Below are 24,190 nucleotides of genomic sequence, written 5' to 3'. Positions count from 1 at the left end.
GAGAATCCCGATTCCAGGCACCCGGCACCTCCGCCACACGCGGTCACGCCAGACGATGCTCGTTGACCCCCCACCCTCAGGGCCCCATAGTAGCTCCCTCCCAAGAAGCCTTCCCTCCATGAGCCAAGCGGACGACAAGCAACATCTCGACGCCATCCGCCGTGGCGACCGCAACCGACTCGAACCCCTGCTGCGCGCCCACCAGAACCGGCTCTACGCCCTCTGCCTCCGCATCCTCGGCAACCCCGAAGACGCCGCCGAAGCCGCTCAGGACGCCCTCATCCAGATCATCCAGAAACTCGACACCTTCCAGGGACGCGCAGCACTCGCCACCTGGATGAGCAGAATCGCCATCAATCGTGCTATCTCTCTCCTCCGCCGCCGCAAGTCCCGACCCGCCACCTACCTCTCCGACCTCACCGCACCCGACCAACCCGACTACCCCCTCATCGATCACCGGGAACCTTCGCCCGACCAACGCGTCCAAGACCAGGAAGAGGCGCAGCAACTCGCCGCCGCCCTCCAAACCCTCGAGGAGCGCTACCGCGTGGCCCTGGTACTCCGCGACATCGAAGGCATGAGCTACGACGAGATCGCCGAGATCACCGGCCTCGCCCTCGGCACCGTCAAAAGCCGCATCTTCCGCGCCCGCCTCGCCCTCCGACAAGCCATCGACGACGCCAACCTGCCCAGCAAGGAGACCGCCCGTGGCTAAACCCACCGACGAACTCTCCTCCGAACACGAACTGCTGCTCGCCTACATCGAGGACGAGCTCTCCGCAGACCAGCGCGCCGCCTTCGAAACCATCCTCGACGAACGACCGGAACTCGCCGAGCTGACCCGCAGACTCAAAGCCGACCGCCAGCAACTCGCACGCCTCACCCCGCCCCCTCCCCCTCGCGACCTCACCGAGATCGCCATCGAAGCCGTCGAGCGCTCCATGCTCCTCGATGGCCCACCCGCTCGACGCCCCAGCCGCGTCGCCAAACGCTCCTACACCAGACCGCTCATCTACGCCTCCGCAGCCATCCTCTGCCTACTCTGTGGCGGGGTCGTCTGGCAGAGCCTCACCACCGGCTCCTCCCTCATCAACCGCCTCGAAGTCGCCACCATCGACCCCCAAACCGACACACCCCCCAGCTCCACGGCAACACCCGATGCACCCCAGGCGACCATCGACGACACCCCTTCTCCCACCGCCTTAGCCGAAAGCACCGATCAGCCAGCTGCCGGCATGCGCGGCACGTCGACAGCACCAACCGAGCCAGCGCCCGCAGCCGAAAAACCCAACCCGCTCACCGACCTCCTCACCGCTGCCCGCCGCAGTGCCGCCGAGAACCTCACCCCCGCGCAACAGCACCCGCCACTCACCCTCACCTCCGAGCAACCCGATCGTATCGCCGCCCTCATCGAAGACTGGTCGGCCCAGAGAGCCCTCCCCATCCGTCGCAGCGTCCCCAGCACACCCACATCACCCGCCGCCGCCAACACCCCGACCAGCCTCAACCAGCAAACCGCTCAGGACACCGTCACCCTCACCATCACCGGCCCCGCCTTCGCCCTCGAAGCCCTGCGAGAACGGTTCCAGCAGAGCCAGGCCAACCCCGAGCCAGCCTTCGCTCGCACGAAGCCAACAAGCCCAAACACGCCGGACCGCGCAGCCGAAAGCACAGCTTCCGCACAGACAGACCTCGACAGTCTGCTCAACGCAGTGGACCCCCTGCAGGCACTCACCGACCTCATCCCCCTACTGCCCAACCGACCGATCGACCCCCAGAGCCTCGCCGCCGATCAGCTGACGATCAACATCGTAAAAATCCATCCACCCGCCGCATCGCCTGCCACTCCCGACACCTCAGGCCGAAGCCCGTCGTCCACCCCAACCTCCGCCGATCGACCGCTCGAGGAAGCCCCCCTCCTCCCGGCCACGCCCCTCCAACTCGAGCTCGAGCTGAACCTCCCGGAGAGCCTCCCCATCCTCGGACCCTCTCCCCAGCCGAGCCACCGCCAGCAAACCGAGCCACGGGACGAAAGCCAGCAGCCCGAGACCAACCAGAGCCAGCCCGATGGAGCCCAGCGGCAAGGCTAGCCGCTCGTTCGCGCCCGCCTCACTCATCCCGGCCAGCACCACCACACCCACCGACGTCCCCACCGCCAGCGCACCGACGGTCAGCCACCCCCCAATAACCGCATAGTTTCGTAGCCAAACCGGCATCCGTGCCTCACTTCTTCCGCAGGAACTGTCTGCACACATAGGCTAACCGCTATCACAAAAACCTGTCGACCAAACAGCAAAAAATAGCCCCTTCAGGGCAATCTAGCAGGCCCTCATGCCCTGATCCAGCGATCACTTTCCCGAAGCATCACCCCACGCACACCAGCGAAGCGCACCATCCGGCCCCACCTCAACCGTCACCGCCCCGTCCCGATACACCTCCAGCAACTCACTCTCCGCCAAAACCTCCCGCCACGGATTCCCACCCGACCCCCTCGGCCACCCTGACGACTGCACCACCAACCCAGGCGACAAACCCGCCACCCACGCCATCGTCTTCGCCCGACGCGATCCGTGATGCGGCAGGTCCATCACATCCACCGCCAGACCAGGCTCCAGCCGCGCCACCCCAGCCACCGCCGGCTCGTCAATATCCCCCGTGAGCAGCAACCGACGCCGCCCATAAACCAGCTCCAGCACCAGCGACCGATCATTGTCCGACACCCCCTCCCCCTCCGCACCCCACCCCGCCTCCGGCCACAACACCCTCACCGCCACCCCACCACCACGCTCCTCCCAAAGCAGACACCCACGCCCGACCCGCTCAACCGCCAGACCCGCCTCCTCCACACACTTCAGCATCACACCCACCGCACTGCTGGCCGACAACGTCGCCTCATCCACAAAACCCTCCGGCACCACCACCCGATCAACCACGATCCCAGCCAGCAACTCCGGCACACCCGAGTAGTGATCCAGATCCGCGTGCGTGACCACCACGCCAGCCAGCTGAGACACACCCAATGCCCGCAACGCCGGCAGCACCACCAACTCCGCCGACCCCACAAACCCTCCCGCATCCACCATCCACACCCCACCACCGTCAGGCAGCTCAACCACATACGCATTGCCATGCCCCACCGACAGAAACGTCACCCGCAGCGCATCCCCATTCGACCGCCAGGCCCGATCCACAACCAGCCCAGCCATCACCACGAAACCACTCAACGCTGCAACCAGCAGCATCAACGGAGGCCTCACCCGCATCAGCCACCCACCAACGGCCACCGCCAACCCAACCGCCACAACCACCGACGCCCCCGTTGGCAACAGTAACCACAGCCACCCCATCGACCCACCAAGCGCCGCCAGCCCATTCAATCCATCCGCCACCAACGAGAGCACCCCGCCCAGCATCGCCGAACCTCCCAGCCAGACCAGCCCCAGCAGCATCTTCACCAAGCCCAAACCGATCAGCACGAACAACACAGGCGTCGCAACAAGCGTCCACACCGGACCTGCAAGCGCAATCAGCCCGAAGTGATACGCCACCAATGGCAGCGTTGCCGCCCACGCTGCCAGACCCGCCTCCAGCAGCATCACCGCCCACCGCCGCACCCGGTCAGCAGGCGTCAGTGGACCCGCCAGCAACTCCGCCGCACCCGGCTCTCTCCGAGCACGCCAGCCAAGATGCAACAGAATCCCCAGCACCGCCGCAAAACTCATCTGAAACCCCGGATCCGCCACCTGCCGAGGATCCATAGCAAGCACCAGCACCGCCGCGAGCCCCAACCCGTCCAACCCGCTCAGACGCCGGCCGCTCCAACCCGCCAGCAGCAGACACCCCGCCATGATCCCCGACCGCACCACCGACGGACGCGCCGGAAGCACAAGCAGATAGAGCAGCAAACCCGCCAGCACCCACAGCCGCCGCCGCCCCGGGTGCCGCACAAACAAGCCCGCACACCCCCAGGCCAACAACCCCACAATACCCACGTGCGTCCCGCTGATCGCCAGCAGATGCGCCAGGCCGCTCTGCCGGTAAGCCTCAGCCAGCCCCGACAACACCTCCGACCGCCGACCCAACACCACCGCGTCCACCAGGGCCGCCGCCTCTCCCTCCTGCCCCATCCCCGCGAGCAAACCCTCCGACAACTGATCGCTCCAACCCGCCCGCCAAGCCGACCACGACCAGTTGGCCTCATGCTCAACCCCCTCCCAGTTCTCCGCCGCCGGCACCCACAACCGGCCGTAGACCCCCTGCTGCCCATAAACCCGGCGTGCATCGAACCCACCCGGATTCATCCGCCCCTGCATCCCCATCAGCCAGCCCCGCGCCCGAATCCGCTCGCCCACGCCGGGCGACGCCCCCTCCCCACCCAACGCCAGCAGCAACCGCCCTTCAACCGCCACCGCCTCACCATCGACGGTCAAGTTCTCAGCCGAAATCACCCCCGTCCGCCGCTCCGGACGAAACGAAAACCCGCCCAACACCGCCTCCGACCGCCTCCGCGCCATCGGCTCGCGCACCACCACACCCACCACTTCCACCAGCCGCCGCTCTGCGACCACATAACCCCTCAGATCAGCAGGCCCCACCCACCCCGAACGCACCGAGGCCCAACCCGCAAACGTCGCGACCACCGCCAACCCCAGCACAACACCCAACCACCGCTCGGGAATGACCCCCAACAAACCCACCAGCACACCCGCCGCGAGCAGCCACAACTCGGAAAGACCAGGCCCCATACCCAGCAGCGAACCACTGACCGCACAAACACCCGCCCAAGCCAACGGGCCAGCCCCGCGCACGCTCACAGCACCTGCCGATTCCACGACAGCAAGATATCAGAATGAAATAAAAAAAGTCAGGCCGCCCCGCTCGCCCCACGCTTCAACTGCGACTGCGCAATCTGAAGCCGATCGATCACCGCCGGCATCGACCGCGGACGATCCTCCGGCTCCGTCTGCACACAATCCATCACCAGACTCGACAACGCCGGCGGCACCTTCGGGTTCAACTCAATAGGCGGCGCACAACGCTCAACCGACTTCAGCGAAACACCCGTCCCCGCCCGCTGCTTCGGAATCAGCGTCGGAACATGCTTCTTCGTCAGCAGCCAGTAGATCGTCGCACCCAGGTTGAACACATCCGTCTGCGGCGTGATCGTCTTCCGACGAACCTGCTCAGGAGCAATGTAGTCAGGCGTCCCCTGAATCCGCTCCTTCACCGTCCCGATCGGACAGCTTTGACCAAAGTCGATCAGCTTCACATCCCGCCGAGGCGTCACCATGATATTCGTCGGCTTCATGTCCGCATGCACGTACCCCGCCATATGCATCACATGCAGACCCTGCGCCGCATGCGCCACGATCTCATTCAACTCCAGCAGATTCCCCGGCTGGTACTGCTCCAACGGCAGCCCCTCGATCAACTCCATAATCACGATGACCTCGCTCGTGCGGATCACCTTCCGGAGCCGAATCAGCTTGATCCCCTTACGCAAGAGATCGCTGTCAAACCTCCGCGCCACCTCATACTCACTCACCGCCTGATCAATGAACCGCTGATCGCTCGGCGAGTCCTTCACCACCCGCTTCAGCGCATAACGCTTGCCATCAGGTCCCCGGACCTCATAAATCGTGCTCTTGGCACCCTGTCCAAGGGTGCCCAACACCTGGTAGCCGGCGATTTCATGCCAGTCGGCCATGCCATGCTGTGCCGGTCACGATCCAAGCCCAAACGCGGACCAGCACACTCTCAACGGGATGTCTAAACAAGCGAATAACGAATGGTCTCAACCTTACCGTCCGGTGATTCTCACCACAAGCATCGGCCGAGCTTGGACTTGCCGACAGCAAACCCCACATGATTACGCACAAAGGCCCGGAAATCTGCGCAAACCACAACAGAAATACAGGTTACTCAGCCATCGCTGACAACTCAGAACGAAAACGCTCTACCGAGAAACCCTCAAGAGCCCCCACGCCATCTGCCCCGAAATGGGCATGCACCGAATCGGACCGAATCCCAAACCGACGCTGAATCGAAGACACCAACTCAACCAACGACGCCCGCTGAGCCTCGGTCATCGCCGAAGCATCCGCATCACCCACTACCAAAATCCCGATCGCAATACGGTGCCAGCGATCCGCCTCCGCACCCGCCAGAAAACGCCCCTGCGACTGCAACCGCCAACGGAAGCCTGCCTCGATCTCACCATCCCCCGAATCCGTCCCGTTCCCGATCACAAAGTGATACCCAAGACCCCCACGGCCATCCCGCTCGTGCGACCGATTCAACGACTCCGCATCCCCCGTCGCCGTACCGCTGTCATGCACGATGATCGCCTGCCATAACGCAGGCTCGGCTACGTCCAGCAGCGCGTAATCCAAAGCCGATTCCGACGACGAAAGCTCCGCCGTATCCAGCCGCATCGCCACCGCCTGAACCGGGGCCACCGGAGCCGGCTCAAGCAGCAACAGCAGGCTGCTCGTCAGCGTCATCGCCACAAGCAGCACACCAAGCACCGTAATCGTCCGCTGTTCCGGCATCGTCTCAATCAACTCCGAACCGGGCCGCCGGCCAAACCGACACTGTCCCTGGAAGTTATCGGGCTATAAACGCGTGCCCTCAAACAGTTAACCCTAATTCTATCGTCACCAGCCACCATGACCATCAAAACTTACCCCCTCAACCCCAAATGCCATCACCCATCAAGGCAGGTCCAGCGGCCGCAAACGCTCCCGCAGATTCGGCTGATCACGCCCAAAAGCGTCCTTCACCGTCGCCGACGGATCACGGTCCCGTAGCGTCAAATACCGCTCATAAGGCGATCTCGGCGTGTTAGGCGGGAAAAGCGCGTTCCGGGAGTTGTCGCAGCCCGGCAAAACCGGCACAACCATCGCAAGCAACACAACCCCCACAACCAGATGCCACGCCTCCTTGCTCATGCCCTCCAGCTTAACAACCCTCACCCGCACGCACCAAGACTTACACTCACCACCAAATGCCCCACAAGCTCTCCACCACCACCCCACCGGCTCGAAAAGCCGCCGTCGCCATCATCCAGCGACTCCGCGACCACGGCCACACCGCCTACCTCGCAGGCGGCTGCGTCCGCGACGCCCTCCTCGGCCTCCTACCCAAAGACTACGACGTCGCCACCGACGCCACACCCACACACGTCAAGGCTCTTTTCCCCAGATGCCAGATGGTCGGAGAAGCCTTTGGCGTCGCTCTCGTCCGCGAGAACAAATGCCCCGTCGAAGTCGCCACCTTCCGCAAGGAAGCCGACTACACCGACCACCGACGACCCGACCACGTCGAGTTCACCACAGCCGAACAGGACGCCCTCCGCCGCGACTTCACCATCAACGGCCTCTTCGCCGACCCACTCAAGCCAGACCCCCAAACCGGCCGCGACCAAATCATCGATTACGTCAACGGTCAGCAGGACATCGATAACAAAATCATCCGAGCCATCGGCGACCCCAACGAGCGCTTCGCCGAGGACTACCTCCGCATGCTCCGCGCCGTCCGCTTCGCCGCACGACTCGGCTTCCAGCTCGACCCGCAAACCGCTGCCTCCATCCGCCCACTCGCCAAACACCTCGGCCAGATCAGCCGCGAACGCATCGGCACCGAAACCCTCAAGATGCTCACGCACCCCACACGTGCTCACGCCACGCATCTCCTCGAAAACCTCCACCTCGACGGCGTCACCCTCAACGAAGACCACCTCAACCCCTCCGAAACCCAACAACCGCTCGCCGCCCTACCCGACAAACCACTCCCCGCCAGCCTCGCCCTCGCCGCATGGTGGATCACCCGCCGCCGACTGCCCCAGCAACTCGAAGCCATCACCCACGCCTGCCTCGCCACCGCCAAAGCCGACGCCGACCGCTGGCGCAAAGCACTCTGCCTCAGCAACGACAATCACCAGGCCCTCCAACGCATCCTCCAACTCATCCCCCGAGCCCACGACTGGCCCAGACTCACCACCGCCGGACGCAAACGACTCCTCGCCGAACCCCAATGGCCCGACACCTGGACGCTCCTGCAGGCCATCAACGACCCACACATCACCCCCCTCATTGCCGCAGAAGCACCCCCGCTTATCGCCCAGGGCGTCGACCCCAAACCACTCATCACCGGCGAAGACCTCATCGCCGCCGGCATCAAACCCAGCCCGAAACTCGGCCAGCTCCTCACCCACGCCTACGACGCCCAACTCGAAGGCCTCATCCACGACGAAGCCTCAGCCAGGAAATGGCTCGCTGAACACACACCCGCCAGCTAGCCAACCCTCAACCCTTATCTCACAAAACCCCCCGCGTAAGCCCGATACACTCCTAACCCCCATGGAAACCTGGCTCGAACAGCTCGCGGTCAACGCACCCTACGTCGTTCTGGTGGCCGTCCTGCTCGCCAGCGGTTTCGGCCTGCCTGTCCCCGAAGACATCCCCCTGCTCATAGGCGGCTACCTCGCCGGACACGGCTACGCCGAACCCTTCACCCTCTTCTTCTTCTGCTTCGCCGCCATCCTCTTCGCCGACGCCACCCTCTTCTGGCTCGGAAGAACCTACGGTCATCACATCCCCAGACTCCCCCTGCTCAACCGCGTCCTCACCGAGCAACGCGTCCTCCGCGCCGAGGGCATGCTCGAACGCCACGGCGGCAAGTTCATCTTCGTCGGTCGCTTCATCCCCGGCGTCCGCGCACCCGCCATGTTCGGCGCCGGCGCCCTCAAGGTCCCCTACTGGAAATTCGCCCTCTTCGACGGCAGCGCCGCCGCCATCTCCGCGCCCCTCTTCTTCTTCCTTGGCTTCTACTTCGCCGACCACCTTGAAGCCGCACGCCTCTGGATTCTCGAAGGACAGATCCTCGTCGGCCTCGTCGCCCTCATCGTCGCCGGCGTCCTCTTCCTCCGCTGGAAACAACGCCGAAGAAACCGCGCTCAGGCCCATCAGAACACAAACTGAGCAACGATCACCACCGCACCGAGCGTCACCCCAAACACACGCAATTCGCTTGCAGCAAAGCCAAGCCCCTTCTAGGCTTCTGCTATGACGACTGAACCCATGGTGGGCCCGACAGAGGTCAGGCAGAGCTATCAACGCATCAACGAGCGCATCGCCGCCGCCGCCCTCAAAAGCGGACGACGGCCCGAAGATGTCCTCATGGTCGCCGTCACCAAGAACGCCAGCCCCGATCAGATCAGAACCCTCGTCGACCTCGGACACACCGACCTCGGCGAAAACCGCGTCCAGCAACTCACCCAGCGTGCCGCGCAACTCGAGGAATACCTCTCCCGGCGACGGTCCCTCGGCAACGCCGTCGAAGGCGAGCCCACCATCGTTCCCGACCGCATCCGCTGGCACATGATCGGCCACCTCCAACGCAACAAGGTCAAGCAGGCCGTCCCCATCGTCGACCTCATCCACGGCATCGACTCCCTCCGACTCGCCGAGGAACTCCACGCCTACGGCGCTCGCACCGATCAGGTCATCGACATCCTCCTACAGGTCAACGTCTCTGGCGAAATCTCCAAGCACGGTGTCGCCTCACCCGCCGCCCTCCACGTCGCCGAACAGATCGACACCATGATGCACCTCCGACTCCGAGGCATCATGACCATGGCCCCATACTCCGACCGACCCGAAGACGCACGACCCACCTTCGCAAGAGCCGCCGGCATCTTCCACGACATCCGCAAGGAAGGCATCGGCGGCCCCGACTTCACCGTCCTCTCCATGGGCATGTCAGGCGACTTCGAAGTCGCCATCGAAGAAGGCGCTAACGTCATCCGCATCGGCCGGGGACTCTTCGGCAACAACGAAAAAACCAACGAAGAAGACGACCACGACGAATAACCATCGTCACTTAAGTCACAACAAACTCACCGGGTCCACATCCACCGCGATCGTCGCGTTCGAAATCAATCGCCCCCGATTCCGCAGCGCCGCCATCACCCGCTGCAACCCCTCCGCCCGACCATCCGCCGACCCCAGCAACTCGATCTGCTGCCGATGATGATCCGCCAGCCGCGCCATCGCCGGCACCATCGGCCCACGCACCCGCACATCCACACCCAGCGAATCCCGCGCCGCCACCAGCTCCCCCGCCAACTCCGCCGCCAGACGATGACACGCCGCCAGATCACGATGCCTCACCACCAGCCGAACCATCTTCGCCACCGGCGGCAGCTTTAGCTTCTTCCGCAGCGTCAGCTCCCGCTCCGCAAAACCGTCGTAATCCCCACGCATCGCCAGCTCCAGCGTCGGGTCCATCGGATTCAGCGTCTGCACAATCACCCGCCCACGCGTCGCACTCCGACCCGCACGCCCGGCCACCTGCGCCACCAACTGAAACGTCCGCTCCGCCGCCCGAAAGTCCGGCAGATGCATACCCGTATCCGCTGACACGATCCCCACCAGACGCACCCCGGGGAAATCCAACCCCTTCGCCACCAGCTGCGTCCCTAACAGCACGTCCGCCTCACCCCGCCCAAACGCCTCCAGCGAATCCAGATAGTCCCGATGCCCACGCATCGTGTCCGAGTCCATCCGTATCAATCGCAGCCCGGGAATCTTGTCCGCCAACTCATCCTCCACCCGCTGCGTCCCCCAACCAAATAGCGTCACCCGCCTCCCACAATCGGGACAGTGCTCCGGAACCAGTTGCTCCGCCTCACAGTGATGACACCGCGCCAGTCCACCCCTTGGCAACCGCTCCTGCTTGTGAAAGACCATCGTCGCATCGCAGTGATCGCAGGACTTGATCCACCCACACGCATCACTCGGACACGAAATATGACTCGCATACCCACGACGGTTCAGCAGCACGATCGCCTGCCCACGCTCCGAGGCTTCTCCCTCCACCAGCCGACGCAGCTCAGCCTCCATCCGCTGACCGATCAGATGAATCCCACGACGACTCCGCCGCTCCGCCACCAGATCCACCACCTCCGCCTGAGGCATCCGCATCCCCGCAGGGCGCTCCGTCAGCCGCAGCAGCTCAAAGTTGTCCCGGGACAGCGCGTTATGAAGCGACTCCAAACTAGGCGTCGCCGAACCCAGCAACACCAACGCGCCCGCCCGCTGCGCCCGACGAATCGCCACGTCCCGCGCCTGATACCTCGGCAGCTGATCCTGCTTGTAGCTGCTGTCGTGCTCCTCATCCACGATCACCAGCCGCAACCGCTCCACAGGCGCAAACACCGCCGACCGCGCCCCCACCACCACCTTCGCCGCACCCGTTCGCACACGATGCCACTGCGCATTCCGCTGCGCCGCCGTCAACCCCGAATGCAGCACCGCCACGTCTCCGAACCGCGCCATGAACCGCCCCACCGTCTGAGGCGTCAACGCAATCTCCGGCACCAACACAATCACACCCGCCTCCGAATCCCCAGCCCGCACCGATTCAATCAGTCGCAGGTAAACCTCCGTCTTCCCCGACCCCGTCACCCCATGCAACAGACCCACCCCAAACCCCTCCCTCGCCATCGCCTCTAAACGCTCGAGCGCGACCCGCTGCTCTTCCGTCAACACGATCGAAGACGTATCACCAGCACCCCGCGCCTCCACCGCATCTGCCAGAATCGTCTCCACCCGCCGCTCTTCGAAAACGCCAAGCTCCACCAGCTTCTTAACCGGCCCCGCCGTCTTCGCGCCCCCACGCTCCGCCAAGACAAGACGCTCCACCCATCCATCAGGTTCCTCAGCCTCCGTCGCCGCACCCACCAACGCCCGCTGCAGCTTCGTCAGCTTCTGACCCTCATCCAATGAAGGACTCAGTCGCACCTCAACACGCGTCGACAAGCCGATCCCCTTCGACACAGCCGCAGGCGTCATCGATGAAAACACCATCCCAAGCGGGCAAACGTAATACCGCGCCATCCACCGACCCAGCTCCACCAACGCCTCAGGCAGCACCGGCGCCTTCCCATCCACACCCACCACATCCTTGATCTTCCCCGCCGCCAACCCACCCGAATCCACACCCACCTCGATCACATAACCCGACACCGCCTTGTTCCCCCGACCAAGCGGGACCCTCACCCGCTGCCCCATCGACAACCCCAGCCCTTCTGGCACGCCATAAGTCAGCCCTTCACTCGATACATCCACCCCCTGCTCGATCGCCACCCGCACGTACCGCCGCGCAGCACCGCCTTCCCCATCCACTGCTGCCGCAGCCTTGTCCTGAAACAGACCATCCATGCTCCCGAGTCTACGCCGCCCCCTCGACCGCCGTAAAAAACCACCACCATCAACCTCATGATCCCCAACCACTAAACTCACCCCATGCCCGAAGCCGCCGCCAGCTCAACCAAGCCCGCCATCCCCGAAGGCGCCCAGCACCTCACCCCCGCCATGCGCCAGTTCCACGGCTTCAAAGAACGCTACCCCGACTGCGTCCTCTTCTTCCGCATGGGCGACTTCTACGAACTCTTCTACCACGACGCCAAACTCGCCCACCGCGTCCTCGGCGTCACCCTCACCCAACGAACCAAAGGCATCGACATGGCCGGCGTGCCCTACCACGCCGTCGACGGCTACCTCCGACGAATGATCCAGGCCGGACACCGCGTCGCCGTCTGCGACCAAGTCGAAGACCCCGCTCAGGCCAAAGGCGTCGTCAAACGAGACGTCACCCGCGTCGTCACCCCCGGCACCCTCACCGAATCCTCCCTCCTCGACGAAGGCAAAGACAACCCACTTGCCGCCGTCGCCTTCCTCGACAACCACCAGACCGCTCTCGCATGGGCCGAACTCAGCACCGGCACCTTCTGGGTCGCCACCCTCCCCGAAGACCAGCTCCCCGACGAACTCGCCCGCCTCAGCCCCTCCGAACTCCTCTACAGCCAGACCTCCACCGGCCAGATCGCCCCCCGAGCCCAGGCCCTCCTCGACCGCACCACCGCCATAGGCACCGGCCGCCCCGGCTGGCAGTTCCACCGCGACGAAGCCATCGACCTCCTCCGCAAGCACTATCAGGTCGCCGCCTTCACCGCCTTCGGCCTCGCCGACGATGCCCCCGAACTCCTCCCCGCAGCCGCCATCCTCCACTACCTCAAAGAAACCCAGCAAACCGACAATACCGAAAACGCCCACACCGCCCTCTCGCACCTCCAACCCCCACGCCCCTTTCCCCGACACAACCACCTCGTCCTCGACGAAGCCGCCTTCCGCAGCCTCGAAATCGTCCGTACCACCCGCTCCGAATCCGAAGAAGGCTCCCTCCTCTCCGTCTTCGAAAAACCCGCCACCGCCCTCGGCCGCCGAACCCTCCGCCGCTGGCTCACCTACCCCCTCAACCAGCAACAACCCATCGAGCAACGCCACCACATCGTCCACGCCCTCACCCAGGCACCCCGCCTCCTCGACGCCCTCAAGAACCAACTCGCCGACGTCCAGGACATCGAACGCATCCTCGCACGACTCACCCTCGGCCGCGCCAACCCCCGCGACATCGTCGCCCTCGGCTCCAGCACCACCAAAGCCCAATCCCTCACAACCCACCTCGCCGAACACGACGCCCTCAAGCCCCTCGCCAGCCAGCTTGAAGCCCACCAGAACGCACTCGATCAGATCGCCAACACCATCACCACCCGATGCGTCGACACACCACCCGCTCACCTCCGTGAAGGCGGCCTCATCCGCGACGGCATCGACCCCCAACTCGACGAAGCCCGCGGCCTCCAAAGAGACTCCCAGGCCTGGCTCGCTCGCTACCAGAAAAAACTCATCGACGAGATCAACGTCAACTCCCTCAAGGTCGGCTTCAACAAAGTCTTCGGCTACTACATCGAACTCACCGCCGCCCATCGCGACAAAGCCCCCGAAAGCTGGACCCGCAAACAGACCCTCAAAAACGCCGAACGCTTCATCACCGCCGAACTCAAGGGCTACGAAACCCGCGTCCTCCACGCCGAAACCGAAGCCATCGCCCGCGAAAAAGCCCTCTTCGAAACCCTCTGCCGCGAGATCATCGACCAGGCCGACGCCCTCCGCGGCTTCGCCACTGTCGTCGCCGAACTCGACACCCTCCTCGCCTTTGCCCGAACCGCCCTCCGCCGACGCTGGACCCAACCCGCCCTCACCAACACCCCCACCCTCCAGATCACCGAAGCCCGCCATCCCGTCCTCGACACCCTCCTCGCCGAACGCTTCGTCCCCAACGACATCCACCTCAATACGTCAGACAATGACGAATCAGTCAGCCATGGCGGGCGAGGGGGATTGGCTCTGATCACCGGCCCCAACATGGCCGGCAAGTCCACCTTCATCCGCCAGGCCGCCCTGCTCACCCTCCTCGCCCACGCCGGCTCCTTCGTCCCCGCCAGGTCCGCCACCATCGGCCTCACCGACCGCATCTTCACCCGCATCGGAGCCTCCGACGAACTCCACACCGGACAGTCCACCTTCATGGTCGAGATGTCCGAAACCGCCCGCATGGCCCACCACGCCACCAGCCGATCCCTCATCATCCTCGACGAGATCGGCCGCGGCACCTCCACCCTCGACGGCCTCTCCCTCGCCTGGGCCATCGCCGAACACTTCGCCACCCGACCCGACCCGCCCCGCGTCCTCATGGCGACCCACTACCACGAACTCACCCAACTCGCCGATCAGCTCCCCGACCACGTCCTGAACCTCCACGTCAAAGTCCGCGAGTGGAACGACCAGGTCGTCTTCCTCCACCGCATCGAACCCGGAGCCACCGACCGCTCCTACGGCATCCACGTTGCCAAACTCGCCGGCATGCCCCAGCCCGTCATCGACCGCGCCGCCGAACTCCTCACCACCCTCTCCAACCAGCACGCCGCCCAGAACCTCGCCGGCATCGCCAAACCCCAAACCACCACCACCCTCCCCGAACCCGACCTCCCCCTGTTCACCAAAGTCCTCGAACACCCCGTCGTCGACCAGCTCCGCCAGACCGACCTCAACCAACTCACCCCTATGCAGGCCTTCGACCTCCTCCGCCAACTCGTCGACCAGGCCAACAACAAAGACAAGCAGCCCTAGGATCACCCCATGCTCGCCCTACGCGCCCTCCTCACCCTCCAGCTCCTCGCCCTCGCCGCCTGGGTCGGCTCCACCCTGATGATGGGCCTCGGCGCGCCCCATATCTTCTGGACGATGCGCGAATACCAGCCCATGATCACCGCCGCCCAGCACGACCACGTCCTCCTCCGACCCACCGACCCCGACCGCCTCGCAGGCGTCATCGCCATCAAACTCTTCGAGCAGCACGCCACCATCCGCTACACCGCCGCAGGCACCGCCCTCGCCACCCTCATCCTCATCCCCTGGGCCGGCGGACGCCTCTCCCGCTCCCAACTCGCCGTCCTCCTCATCGCCCTCGGCGTCCTCCTCTACGAACAGAACAACCTCCTCCCGCAGATGAACGACCTCCGAGCCGACATCTACAACCCAGCCCTCTCCGAAATCGAACGCGGCGCCGCCAAAGACGCTTTCCAACCCCTCCACAAAACCGCCGAACGCCTCGTCGGCACCGAAGCCCTCCTCGCCCTCCTCGCCCTCGCCGCCGTCCCCTGGACCCACATCAAACCACGCCCCAAACCCACCACAGCAACATCACAAACCACTCCGCCGGACATCCAAGCGTGAGCAAAGCCACCTCCCTCCCACAGGTCGACTCCTCCGAAAGACGCCGCTGCGCACGCCTCTACAAAAAACTCCTCGCCCTCTACCCCGACGCCCACTGCGCCCTCCACCACAACTCAGCCTGGGAACTCGTCGTCGCCACCATCCTCTCCGCCCAGTGCACCGACGCCCGCGTCAACAAAGTCACCCCTGCCCTCTTTAAAGCCTTCCCCACCCCCCAGGCCTTCGCCGACGCCACCCCCAAAAAGATCGAGCCCTACGTCAAAACCTGCGGCTTCTTCCGAAACAAAGCCAGGAACATCCACGGCGCCGCCCTCGAAGTCGTCGATACCTTTCAAGGCGAAGTCCCCCAGACCATGGACGAACTCCTCACACTCCCGGGGGTCGCCCGAAAAACCGCCAACGTCGTCCTCGGCAACGCCTTCAACATCAACGTCGGCGTCGTCGTCGACACCCACATCGGCCGCCTCTCCCGACGCCTCGGCTTCTCGCAGCACAACGACCCCGTCAAAGTCGAACGCGACCTCGCCGCCCGCTTCCCCTCCAAAAACTGGACCATGCTCGCCCACCTCCTCATCGAACACGGCCGAGCCATCTGCGACGCCCGCCGACCCGCATGCTCGGTCTGCACCCTCAAACGCTCGTGCCCACAACTCGGCGTCGACCCCCAGCAGATCAAGTAATCAGCCCCACGGATTCAACAAAACCACACCACTCGCTTCGAAGTCTTTCACGTTCCGAGTCATCAAAGTCAATCCATGACGCATCGCAGTCGCCGCGATCAACCCATCCGCAACACCCATCGTCTGACCAGACTTACTCAACCGAGCACTCAACGTCCCCCAGACCGCCGCCACGTCGCGATCCACCGCCAGCACCCGATCCCGAAACGAAGACTCTGTCGCCGACAACCACGACACCAACGCCCGCTTCCGCTTGCTCGCCCGCAAGAGAGCAACGCCTCGCGTCAACTCGCCAACCGTAATCGCACTGACGAACAAGGAATCCGCTTCCAGAGAAGCCAGTCGCTCCCGAACACGCTCACTACCACCGGCACGCTGTAACTCCGAAAGCACGTTGGTATCGATCAGATACTTCACAGATCCACCGGCCGATCACCACCGCGCTCGCGCTTCAGATCCAGCCCCTCGAGACTCGGCCCCTCAAGCAGCCAATCCTTAAAGCTTAACCGCTTGCCCACCAATTCCTCGTACATCCGCTCCGGGAGCACCACGAATCCCTCGTTCCGACGACGAATCGTCTGCGGGCCATCCTCAGAAACCCGAGTAATCAATTCACTCAGCCGGCTTTTCGCTTCGGTAATCGGCCACTCCATAACCTCAATCTCCTTCTGACTAGTCTGACTAGTCTGACTAGTCATTGTCGACCCGAGCAGCCCATAAGTAAAGATAAATCCCCGAAAAACCTACAGCCCCAACAACCCCTCCCCCTCCTCCAGCCCAAACATCAGATTCATCGCCTGAACAGCCTGACCCGAAGCCCCCTTCACAATGTTGTCCTCCGTCACAAACACCACCAGCTTCCGCGACCGCTGCGTCTCGGCCCACCGAAACGCGATCTGCACCCGGTTCGTCCCCGCGACATGCTTCACGCTCGGCAGGTGCTCCACCACATCCACGAACAACTCCTCCCCGTAAGCCGCCGCATACGCCCCCGCCACATCCGCCTCCGTCACCCCCTCAGCGGGCGTGCAGTAGATCGTTTCCAGGATCCCCCGATCCACCGGCAGCAGATGCGGCACAAACAACGGATCCACACCCTCAAACCCCAGACTCCCAAGCGTCAAACCGATCTCCGGCTGATGCCGATGCCCCCCAATCTTCCCATACGCCGCATACCCCTCGTTCGCCTCCGCATGCAGCAAACCCACCTTCGGCGAACGTCCCGCCCCCGTCGTCCCCGACGCCGCGTTGATCACCACATCATCCGTCTCAATCAGCCCACCCCTCACCAAAGGTGTCAACCCCAGCAGTGCCGCTGTCGGATAACACCCAGGCGACGCCACCAGATCCGTCGCCCCCGTGATCCGATCCCGAAACAGCTCCGGCAGCCCATACACCGTCCCCGCCAGCCGATCCCCATCCGTGTGCGTCACCCCGTACACCGCCTCGTAATCCGCCGCCGACGGCAACCGGTAATCCGCCGACAAATCCACCACCCGCAGACCCGCCGCCAAAAGCCCCGGCACGTGCGCCATCGACGCCGTATGCGGCAACCCCAGAAACACCACATCCGCCGCCTCCGCCATCGCCCCGTAATCAATCGGCCGCGCCACCGCCACCTCCTCAGGCAGCACCCCCGCAAAACGCGGCAGCTCCACCCGCAGGTCCGGCAGCTCCTCACGGTGCGACGCCAGATACGTCAAAGCCACACCGGGATGCCCCAGCAGCAACCGAATCAGCTCCGCCCCGGCGTAACCCGTGGGCCCCACAATGGCAGCTCGAAGTGTCATGCCCGCATTGTGACAACAAGCCAGCCACAACACACCCCAACCCAGCAAACTGCCATTATGGCAGAATCTGGCGGCACGCTGAGTATCTGTAAACCCTTGTAAAGATTAAACTTGTGGGTAAAAGCGGCTTTGGCACGCCCCGTGCATCTAGTGAGGCAACGTGAACGACAAGCACCGGCCCCGCGACGCAAAGAAAGACAAGCAGGGCCACAAAAGCCAAAGGAGGCTCACCATGCTACTGACCCGATCCAACCCGTTCGACCTGTTCGACGACCTCGACCGCGCCTTCCAGCGAACCGCCCGCAGCCAGAACCCGGCCAACGGCTGGTACCCCGTCGACGTCACCGAGAACGACACCGCCTACGTTGTCGAAGCCGAACTCCCCGGCTACACCCGCGACCAGGTCAAGGTCACCCTCGAAGAAGGCGTCCTCACCATCGAAGCCGACCGCACAACCACCCGGACCGAAACCAAAGCGGTCGAAAACCAGGCGACCACGCCCGCCGACGAACCCGCCACCGAAACGCAGCCCGAGGTCACCACCCCGAGCATCCACCTCCACGAGCGCCGCGCCCAACGCGTCCTCCGACGATTCCGGATGCCCTCCGAACTCGACGCCGACCGCATCGAGGCCAGACTCGAAAATGGCCTGCTCACCCTCACCCTCCCCAAGCACGAGCAGACCCTGCCACGGCAGATCGAAATCAGGTAACCCATAACCCTCGGCGACAGCCGAGCCAGACAAACTCCCATCCCCCTCCACTCCCCGACGCGCCCCGCGCGCCGGGGAGCTTTTGTTCAATCTGGCCACCAACACACACGGGTGACGGGTGCCACACCTTGTCCCGACGCCAGTCGGAGCAAGGTGTGCCGACCACCATCTCACATGGGTGGCTGTGGTTCCGCCGAAGGCGGACCCACAGAACCAGAAATCTCCTCCTACTAACCCGGTCGCGACGCGACCGGGACCACCCCTAGGGCTCAACCCAAAAGAACCACAACCCCTCCTCGGGTGCCAAGGTTTTCTTCCGTCGCAGGCGGAAAAGCCGTGCTTCACGCAACAAAACCACCGAGTGCCACGACTTTGTCCTCCAAAGACAGATAAATCATGACCTCCCCCTCACAACACAAACCGCTCCAACGCCCACGCCACCGCCCCACCCGCCGCATCCACCTCCGCCACATGATCCGCCGCCGCCACCGCCTCAGCCCACGCCCCCTTCACCGCCACCCCCACACCCGCCAGCCGCAGCATCCCCGCATCGTTCGGCGCATCCCCGATCGCCAGAATCTCATCCACCGACACGCCATACTCAGCCGCCATCCACTTCAGCCCATGCGCCTTATCCGCCTGCGGATGCACCACCTGAATCAGATGCGCATCACTCACCTGCAACCGCACCCGCTTCCGAAACACCGCCTCGATCCCCTGCCGCAGCCGCCCCATCCGCTCCGCAGGCGTCAGCAACAACACCTTCGTCACCGGCTCCGTCAACACCGCGTCCAGCGGGCCCACATAATCCGGCTTCAGATTCAAGGACGTCGCTGTCTCCAACCCATCCACCACGCCATCCGTCAACCACCGATCCTTGATCTCCAGACTCACCGCCAACTCGGGATCCACATGCCGCGCCACCCCGATCAGCCGCCGCACCAGCCCCGGCTCCATCGGACGATGCACCGCGTAACCCTCATCCCCCGGCCGCTGAATCACCGCCCCGTTGTAATTCACCTGATACGTATCCAGCCCCAGCGCCTCATAAATCGGCTTCGCCATCCGAGGCGGACGCGCCGAAGCAATCACCACCCGCACCCCCTTCGCCACCGCCGCCCGGATCGCACACAAATTGGCCTCCGGCACCCGCCCTTCCCGGTCAATCAGCGTCCCATCCACATCACACGCCACCAACCCAATCCTAGCGCACATCCGCACCTCACATTCACAAGTCCAAGCCTACCATGACCACACCATGACCCAGCAAACCACCCCCAATCCCGCCAACACCCTTGGCCTCGACTACAAAGCCGAAGCCGAAAAGTTCCGATACAACGGCCTAATCTACGACGTGCATACGCATATCGGGACGGTGAAGTCCGCGGAGGTTTTCTTTGAGGCCGCGGAGGACTATGGCGTCGTCAAGGCCTGGTCCATGACGAATCGGATGCACGAGGTCGATGGGCTGATCGAGCGGTTTGGGGATCGGATTGGATTCATCGCCGTGCCAGACTATGAGAAGCGTGATGAGCCGGAGACGTTCACGTCCGAATGGTTGAAGCGGATCGAGCAGTTCGCCGAGCGTGGGGCGACGTGCTGCAAGCTCTGGGCCGCGCCGCGGGGGCTGGATCTGGCCGAGCACTTCTGGATCGACGACCCGATCCGGTATGAGGCGATCGAGCTCGCGACGTCGCTGGGCATGAAGATGATGAGCCACGTCGGCGACCCGGATACCTGGTTCGCGACGATGTACAGGGATAGCTCGAAGTACGGCACGAAACGGGAGCACTTCGACCGGTTTCGTAGAGTGCTCGATCAGTATGGCGACGTGCCCTGGCTCGGGGCTCACATGGGCGGAACGCCAGAGGACCTGGAGTTGCTGCAGGGCCTGCTCGATGACTATCCGAATTACGTCGTGGACACCTCTGCGACCAAGTGGATGGTGCGCGAGCTGAGCAAGCATCCCGGCGAATTCGCCGACTTCTGCCGACGGAATCCCGGGCGTGTTCTGTTTGGCACCGACATCGTGACGAACGACGAGAACATCGACTACGACCTCTACGCCAGCCGGTTCTGGGCGCTGCGGACGCTGATGGAGACCGACTACGACGGGCCGAGCCCGATCGTCGATCCCGATCTGCACATGGTGGACCCTTCGGTGCCCGAACACAGCACCGCCCTGCTAAGCGGGGCGGGCTTTGACGATGAGCTGCTCAGACAGGTTTACGTCGAGGCCCCGAGGCGCTTCTACGCGGATGATCTGCCAGCCGGCTCCTCGTGAAGATCTGGCACGTAAGCGAGTTGTCGGATTGAGGGCGTCGCTAGAGCAGATCAGCAGCCGCAGCCTGGGGTGGCCGGAGAGCTGGTGGGGCCCTTGTTGCCGCCGGTGAAGGGATTGTTGCCACTGCCGCCGCCGCCACCGCCACCGGCTTCGCCGCCGCCGGGCAGGTCGGGGAACAGGTCGTCGAGCATTTCGCCGGCGAAGAAGGGGTTCTCGTCCTCGCCCCACCAGAACCAGTGGCCGCTCTCGCGTTTCTGCTGGGTGCGGTTGAGCCAGTCGACGTGGCCGTCGACGAAGGTAAAGAGGCAGGCGTCGTCGGGGAGATGGCGGAAAGCGCGGTCGGCCCGGTGGTTGGAAGCACCGAACCAGCCGGTGACGCCGGGCGTCTGGATCACGCCATAGCCGTCGGCGGTGATCATGGCTTCGAGGATCTCGACGGGCTGTTCGCCGGCGAGGATGATCTTTGATGGGTTCGGGACCACGGCCGAGCGGAAGGACCATTGGGGGAACTGGATCGCGCCGTTGAGTCCGTAGCTGGCGGCGACAAAGCCGCGGCTGACGTCGGAGGGCGCGGCGTAGAGCTCGTCCTGATCGACCTCCGGGCACTGCATCACGGTCTCGTCGAGTTCGAGGGCCTGAGCACTGAGGTATTCGTCGATGCGGGACTTCCAGCCCTTAGGCTCGCTGTAGGACCAGACGGTTGGGTAGCTGAAGTGATCAACCTCGTAGCTGGCGAGGGCGATGCCGATCTGGCGGAGGTTGGACATGCACTGCGTCTGCTTGGCGCTGGCACGCGCGGTGGAGAGGGATGGCAGGAGGATGCCGATCAGCAGGGCGATAACCGAGATCGTGACAAGCAGTTCGATGAGGGTGAAACCGTGGCGGCGCGTTGAGGGCATCCCGTGTCTCCCGTGGATGGTGACTGTCTTCACGATACCCTGCGTTTGGCCTGGGGTCACGGATCATTCTTAAAAAGCGATGGCGTGGAAGGCGCAGGGATCTGGCGATCAGAGGGTGTTCCCGTAGGTGTGGCTCGTTGTTTAATGGTGTCAGGAGTCAGATTCATGCGGACATTGGTGTTAGAGCGGCCGGGGTCGTGGCGGATGGCGGAGACGGCGGAGCCGGCGTCGCCTGGGGCAGGTGAGGCGGTGGTGCGGGTTCGGCGGGTCGGGGTCTGCGGGACGGATATCCATGCGTTCAAGGGGGAGCAGCCGTTTTTCGAGTACCCGCGTATTCTGGGGCACGAGTTGGGGGTGGAGATCGAGGCGGTGGGTGAGGGCGTGACCGGCGTTTCTGTCGGCGATCGGTGTGCGGTGGAGCCTTATCTGAACTGCGGGGTTTGTCGGGTCTGTCGGCTTGGTCGGACGAATTGTTGTGTCGAGCTGAAGTGTCTGGGGGTGCACACGGACGGGGGGATGCGGGATCGGATCGTGCTGCCGGCGAGCAAGCTGCATGTGTCGAGGTCGCTTGGGCTGGATGCGTTGGCGTTGGTGGAGACGCTTGGCATCGGCAAGCATGCGGTGTCGCGGGCGGCGGTGGGTGAGGGGGAGAGTGTCGCGGTGGTGGGGCTGGGGCCGATCGGTCTGACGGCGGCGCTTTTCGCGAAGCTGGCGGGAGCCGATGTGGTGGGTCTGGATGTCTCGGCGGAGCGGGCGCAGGCGGCGGAGCGGTTGTTGGGTATCCGGACGCTGGTAATCGATCCTTCGGCGCCTGCGGCAGAACAGTGGCAAGCAAAATTCGGTGAGCTGCCTTTCAAGGTGCTGGATGCGACGGGGCATCGGGGGTCGATGCAGGGGTCGTTCGGGTTGACGGGTCAGGGCGGGACGCTGACGTTTGTGGGGCTGTTGCTGGGGGAGATCGGGTTTGACGATCCGGAGTTTCATCGGAAGGAGATGACGCTTCTGGCGAGCCGGAACTCCGTGGCGGCGGACTTCCGGGAGATCATCGAGCATCTGGAGGCGGGGCGGATCGATGTGGAGGCGTGGGTGACTCATCGGGCGTCGGTGGCGGGGTTTGTGGATGTGTTCGAGGACTGGTTGCGGCCCGGGGCGGGGCTGCTGAAGGGTGTGGTGAGTTTCGATGACTGAGGCGGATCGCAAGAAGGGATCGGGTCTGTTTGATCTGTCGGGGAAGACGGCGTTGGTGACGGGGTCAACGCGTGGGTTGGGGCTGGCGATGGCTCGGGGGCTGGCGGAGAGCGGGGCGCGGGTGGTGATCAACGGGCGGGGTGAGTCAGCGGTGGCGGAGACGGTGAAGTCGCTTCGGGATGCGGGGTTGGTGGCGGAGGCGTTGGTGGTGGATGTGACGGATGAGAAGGCCTTAGAGCCGGCGCTGGCTGAGCTGGCCGGACGGTTTCCGATTGATGTGCTGGTGAATAACGTCGGGATTCATGATCGGGCGCCGTTGGCGGAGATGACGGCGGAGCAGTGGCGGCGGGTGATCGAGGTGAACCTGACGAGTGCGTTTCTGGTGTCGCGGTTTGTAGCGCCGGGGATGATCGATCGCGGCGGCGGGAAGATCATCCATACGTGCTCGTTGATGAGCGAGGTGAGTCGGCCGACGACGGGGAACTACGCGGCGGCGAAGGGTGGGCTGAAGATGTTGACGCGTGCGATGGCGGTGGAGTGGGCGAAGCACAACGTACAGATCAATGGGATCGGGCCTGGGTATTTTGAGACGGAGCTGACGAAGGGGCTGGTGGCTGATCCAGAGTTCAATCGCTGGATTTGCGGGCGGACGCCTGCTGGGCGTTGGGGGCGGCCGGAGGAGTTGGTGGGGACGGCGGTGTTTCTGGCGTCGTCGGCGTCGGACTTTGTGAACGGGCAGTTGATTTATGTGGATGGTGGGTTGTTGGCGGGGGTTTAATCGGGGGGAAAGCGGTCGGTTTTGGGGCGGTTTTTGTCGTTTCGGGTTCGTTTTGAGGCGGTTTTGAGGGGTTTTGGCGCGCACGTTTGCGGCGCGGGGTGGGAGGGGTCGCGCATGGGTTGGCCTATGCGTGGCGCACGGTTTGGGCGTGGGTGGGTGGGGTGGTGTTGGGGCGGTGGGTCGCGATCGGTGCGCACGCGGAAGGGTCTAGGGGTTTA

22 protein-coding genes are annotated in these 24,190 nt (G+C 64.1%); 12 read left to right on the top strand and 10 right to left on the bottom strand.

Annotated features, from left to right (window positions below; genetic code table 11):
- Positions 1–118 precede the first annotated feature (118 nt).
- Positions 119–715, top strand: coding sequence for a sigma-70 family RNA polymerase sigma factor (locus tag ACQZAB_RS09995; protein WP_428389373.1), 597 nt, complete (start codon positions 119–121; stop codon positions 713–715).
- Positions 708–2,090, top strand: coding sequence for a hypothetical protein (locus tag ACQZAB_RS09990; RefSeq protein WP_428389372.1), 1,383 nt, complete (start codon positions 708–710; stop codon positions 2,088–2,090). Before ACQZAB_RS09995 ends, ACQZAB_RS09990 begins: the two co-directional genes overlap by 8 nt.
- A 258-nt stretch (positions 2,091–2,348) precedes the next feature.
- Here the strand turns inward: ACQZAB_RS09990 and ACQZAB_RS09985 are convergent, their stop codons facing one another.
- The 4 genes from ACQZAB_RS09985 to ACQZAB_RS09970 form a co-directional block, all read right to left on the bottom strand.
- Positions 2,349–4,808: a ComEC/Rec2 family competence protein gene (locus ACQZAB_RS09985; RefSeq protein ID WP_428389371.1), complete on the bottom strand. Its 2,460-nt coding sequence runs from the start codon at positions 4,806–4,808 to the stop codon at positions 2,349–2,351.
- A gap of 56 nt (positions 4,809–4,864) precedes the next feature.
- Positions 4,865–5,707 (bottom strand): serine/threonine-protein kinase, encoded by an 843-nt coding sequence (locus ACQZAB_RS09980; RefSeq protein WP_428389370.1) that lies wholly within the window; start codon positions 5,705–5,707, stop codon positions 4,865–4,867.
- A gap of 211 nt (positions 5,708–5,918) precedes the next feature.
- Positions 5,919–6,551: a peptidoglycan recognition protein family protein gene (locus tag ACQZAB_RS09975; protein WP_428389369.1), complete on the bottom strand. Its 633-nt coding sequence runs from the start codon at positions 6,549–6,551 to the stop codon at positions 5,919–5,921.
- A gap of 162 nt (positions 6,552–6,713) precedes the next feature.
- Entirely contained in the window at positions 6,714–6,950 is a 237-nt protein-coding gene (locus ACQZAB_RS09970) for a hypothetical protein (protein WP_428389368.1), read from the bottom strand.
- A gap of 56 nt (positions 6,951–7,006) precedes the next feature.
- On the opposite strand from ACQZAB_RS09970, the gene ACQZAB_RS09965 reads away from it, so the two are divergent.
- From ACQZAB_RS09965 to ACQZAB_RS09955, 3 genes are all read left to right on the top strand, one after another.
- Positions 7,007–8,299, top strand: coding sequence for a CCA tRNA nucleotidyltransferase (locus ACQZAB_RS09965; RefSeq protein ID WP_428389367.1), 1,293 nt, complete (start codon positions 7,007–7,009; stop codon positions 8,297–8,299).
- A 61-nt stretch (positions 8,300–8,360) separates the two neighbouring features.
- Positions 8,361–8,981, top strand: coding sequence for a DedA family protein (locus tag ACQZAB_RS09960; RefSeq protein ID WP_428389366.1), 621 nt, complete (start codon positions 8,361–8,363; stop codon positions 8,979–8,981).
- 84 nt (positions 8,982–9,065) lie between these two features.
- The gene (locus ACQZAB_RS09955; protein ID WP_428389365.1) at positions 9,066–9,872 is read left to right on the top strand and encodes a YggS family pyridoxal phosphate-dependent enzyme; all 807 of its coding nucleotides are present in this window, start codon (positions 9,066–9,068) and stop codon (positions 9,870–9,872) included.
- A gap of 15 nt (positions 9,873–9,887) precedes the next feature.
- On the opposite strand, the gene priA is transcribed toward ACQZAB_RS09955, so the two are convergent.
- A complete protein-coding gene (priA, locus tag ACQZAB_RS09950; protein ID WP_428389364.1) occupies positions 9,888–12,224 on the bottom strand; it encodes a replication restart helicase PriA in 2,337 nt (778 codons plus the stop codon).
- An 84-nt stretch (positions 12,225–12,308) separates the two neighbouring features.
- On the opposite strand from priA, the gene mutS reads away from it, so the two are divergent.
- From mutS to nth, 3 genes are read left to right on the top strand one after another with little or no spacing between them, the layout of a single operon-like run.
- Positions 12,309–15,035 (top strand): DNA mismatch repair protein MutS, encoded by a 2,727-nt coding sequence (gene mutS, locus ACQZAB_RS09945; protein ID WP_428389363.1) that lies wholly within the window; start codon positions 12,309–12,311, stop codon positions 15,033–15,035.
- A gap of 9 nt (positions 15,036–15,044) precedes the next feature.
- Entirely contained in the window at positions 15,045–15,641 is a 597-nt protein-coding gene (locus ACQZAB_RS09940) for a hypothetical protein (RefSeq protein WP_428389362.1), read from the top strand.
- Positions 15,638–16,321: an endonuclease III gene (gene nth, locus ACQZAB_RS09935; protein ID WP_428389361.1), complete on the top strand. Its 684-nt coding sequence runs from the start codon at positions 15,638–15,640 to the stop codon at positions 16,319–16,321. Before ACQZAB_RS09940 ends, nth begins: the two co-directional genes overlap by 4 nt.
- On the opposite strand, the gene ACQZAB_RS09930 is transcribed toward nth, so the two are convergent.
- The 3 genes from ACQZAB_RS09930 to argC all read right to left on the bottom strand — a co-directional run bounded on the left by ACQZAB_RS09930 (position 16,322) and on the right by argC (position 18,111).
- Positions 16,322–16,738, bottom strand: coding sequence for a type II toxin-antitoxin system VapC family toxin (locus ACQZAB_RS09930; protein ID WP_428389360.1), 417 nt, complete (start codon positions 16,736–16,738; stop codon positions 16,322–16,324). It abuts the gene before it with no gap.
- Positions 16,735–16,974, bottom strand: coding sequence for a type II toxin-antitoxin system Phd/YefM family antitoxin (locus tag ACQZAB_RS09925; protein ID WP_428389359.1), 240 nt, complete (start codon positions 16,972–16,974; stop codon positions 16,735–16,737). Before ACQZAB_RS09925 ends, ACQZAB_RS09930 begins: the two co-directional genes overlap by 4 nt.
- 90 nt (positions 16,975–17,064) lie before the next feature.
- Positions 17,065–18,111, bottom strand: coding sequence for an N-acetyl-gamma-glutamyl-phosphate reductase (gene argC / locus ACQZAB_RS09920; RefSeq protein ID WP_428389358.1), 1,047 nt, complete (start codon positions 18,109–18,111; stop codon positions 17,065–17,067).
- Between the two features lie 232 nt (positions 18,112–18,343).
- Between argC and ACQZAB_RS09915 the strand changes: the two genes are divergently transcribed.
- On the top strand, positions 18,344–18,823 hold the full coding sequence (locus tag ACQZAB_RS09915) for an Hsp20/alpha crystallin family protein (RefSeq protein ID WP_428389357.1): 480 nt from the start codon (positions 18,344–18,346) through the stop codon (positions 18,821–18,823).
- 408 nt (positions 18,824–19,231) lie between these two features.
- Here ACQZAB_RS09915 and ACQZAB_RS09910 read toward each other — a convergent pair whose 3' ends face one another.
- Entirely contained in the window at positions 19,232–20,038 is an 807-nt protein-coding gene (locus tag ACQZAB_RS09910) for a Cof-type HAD-IIB family hydrolase (RefSeq protein ID WP_428389356.1), read from the bottom strand.
- Between the two features lie 43 nt (positions 20,039–20,081).
- On the opposite strand from ACQZAB_RS09910, the gene ACQZAB_RS09905 reads away from it, so the two are divergent.
- Positions 20,082–21,107: an amidohydrolase family protein gene (locus tag ACQZAB_RS09905; protein WP_428389355.1), complete on the top strand. Its 1,026-nt coding sequence runs from the start codon at positions 20,082–20,084 to the stop codon at positions 21,105–21,107.
- Between the two features lie 50 nt (positions 21,108–21,157).
- Here ACQZAB_RS09905 and ACQZAB_RS09900 read toward each other — a convergent pair whose 3' ends face one another.
- Positions 21,158–22,006, bottom strand: coding sequence for a DUF1559 domain-containing protein (locus ACQZAB_RS09900; RefSeq protein ID WP_428389354.1), 849 nt, complete (start codon positions 22,004–22,006; stop codon positions 21,158–21,160).
- Between the two features lie 165 nt (positions 22,007–22,171).
- Here ACQZAB_RS09900 and ACQZAB_RS09895 point away from each other — a divergent pair, with 165 nt between their 5' ends.
- The gene (locus tag ACQZAB_RS09895) at positions 22,172–23,194 is read left to right on the top strand and encodes a zinc-binding alcohol dehydrogenase family protein (RefSeq protein WP_428389353.1); all 1,023 of its coding nucleotides are present in this window, start codon (positions 22,172–22,174) and stop codon (positions 23,192–23,194) included.
- On the top strand, positions 23,187–23,972 hold the full coding sequence (locus ACQZAB_RS09890) for an SDR family oxidoreductase (RefSeq protein ID WP_428389352.1): 786 nt from the start codon (positions 23,187–23,189) through the stop codon (positions 23,970–23,972). Before ACQZAB_RS09895 ends, ACQZAB_RS09890 begins: the two co-directional genes overlap by 8 nt.
- Positions 23,973–24,190: the final 218 nt, after the last annotated feature.

Source organism: Mucisphaera sp., from assembly GCF_965279675.1.
Classification (GTDB): Bacteria; Planctomycetota; Phycisphaerae; order Phycisphaerales; family Phycisphaeraceae; genus Mucisphaera.
This window is presented reverse-complemented; position numbering and strand designations above follow the sequence as displayed.

Coding starts and splice junctions, on each gene's coding strand:
- ACQZAB_RS09995 (WP_428389373.1), top strand. CDS start 119: ATGAGCCAAGCGGACGACAAGCAACATCTCGACGCCATCCGCCGTGGC.
- ACQZAB_RS09980 (WP_428389370.1), bottom strand. CDS start 5,707: ATGGCCGACTGGCATGAAATCGCCGGCTACCAGGTGTTGGGCACCCTT.
- ACQZAB_RS09975 (WP_428389369.1), bottom strand. CDS start 6,551: ATGCCGGAACAGCGGACGATTACGGTGCTTGGTGTGCTGCTTGTGGCG.
- ACQZAB_RS09970 (WP_428389368.1), bottom strand. CDS start 6,950: ATGAGCAAGGAGGCGTGGCATCTGGTTGTGGGGGTTGTGTTGCTTGCG.
- ACQZAB_RS09965 (WP_428389367.1), top strand. CDS start 7,007: ATGCCCCACAAGCTCTCCACCACCACCCCACCGGCTCGAAAAGCCGCC.
- ACQZAB_RS09960 (WP_428389366.1), top strand. CDS start 8,361: ATGGAAACCTGGCTCGAACAGCTCGCGGTCAACGCACCCTACGTCGTT.
- ACQZAB_RS09955 (WP_428389365.1), top strand. CDS start 9,066: ATGACGACTGAACCCATGGTGGGCCCGACAGAGGTCAGGCAGAGCTAT.
- priA (WP_428389364.1), bottom strand. CDS start 12,224: ATGGATGGTCTGTTTCAGGACAAGGCTGCGGCAGCAGTGGATGGGGAA.
- mutS (WP_428389363.1), top strand. CDS start 12,309: ATGCCCGAAGCCGCCGCCAGCTCAACCAAGCCCGCCATCCCCGAAGGC.
- ACQZAB_RS09940 (WP_428389362.1), top strand. CDS start 15,045: ATGCTCGCCCTACGCGCCCTCCTCACCCTCCAGCTCCTCGCCCTCGCC.
- ACQZAB_RS09925 (WP_428389359.1), bottom strand. CDS start 16,974: ATGGAGTGGCCGATTACCGAAGCGAAAAGCCGGCTGAGTGAATTGATT.
- argC (WP_428389358.1), bottom strand. CDS start 18,111: ATGACACTTCGAGCTGCCATTGTGGGGCCCACGGGTTACGCCGGGGCG.
- ACQZAB_RS09915 (WP_428389357.1), top strand. CDS start 18,344: ATGCTACTGACCCGATCCAACCCGTTCGACCTGTTCGACGACCTCGAC.
- ACQZAB_RS09910 (WP_428389356.1), bottom strand. CDS start 20,038: ATGTGCGCTAGGATTGGGTTGGTGGCGTGTGATGTGGATGGGACGCTG.
- ACQZAB_RS09905 (WP_428389355.1), top strand. CDS start 20,082: ATGACCCAGCAAACCACCCCCAATCCCGCCAACACCCTTGGCCTCGAC.
- ACQZAB_RS09900 (WP_428389354.1), bottom strand. CDS start 22,006: ATGCCCTCAACGCGCCGCCACGGTTTCACCCTCATCGAACTGCTTGTC.
- ACQZAB_RS09895 (WP_428389353.1), top strand. CDS start 22,172: ATGCGGACATTGGTGTTAGAGCGGCCGGGGTCGTGGCGGATGGCGGAG.
- ACQZAB_RS09890 (WP_428389352.1), top strand. CDS start 23,187: ATGACTGAGGCGGATCGCAAGAAGGGATCGGGTCTGTTTGATCTGTCG.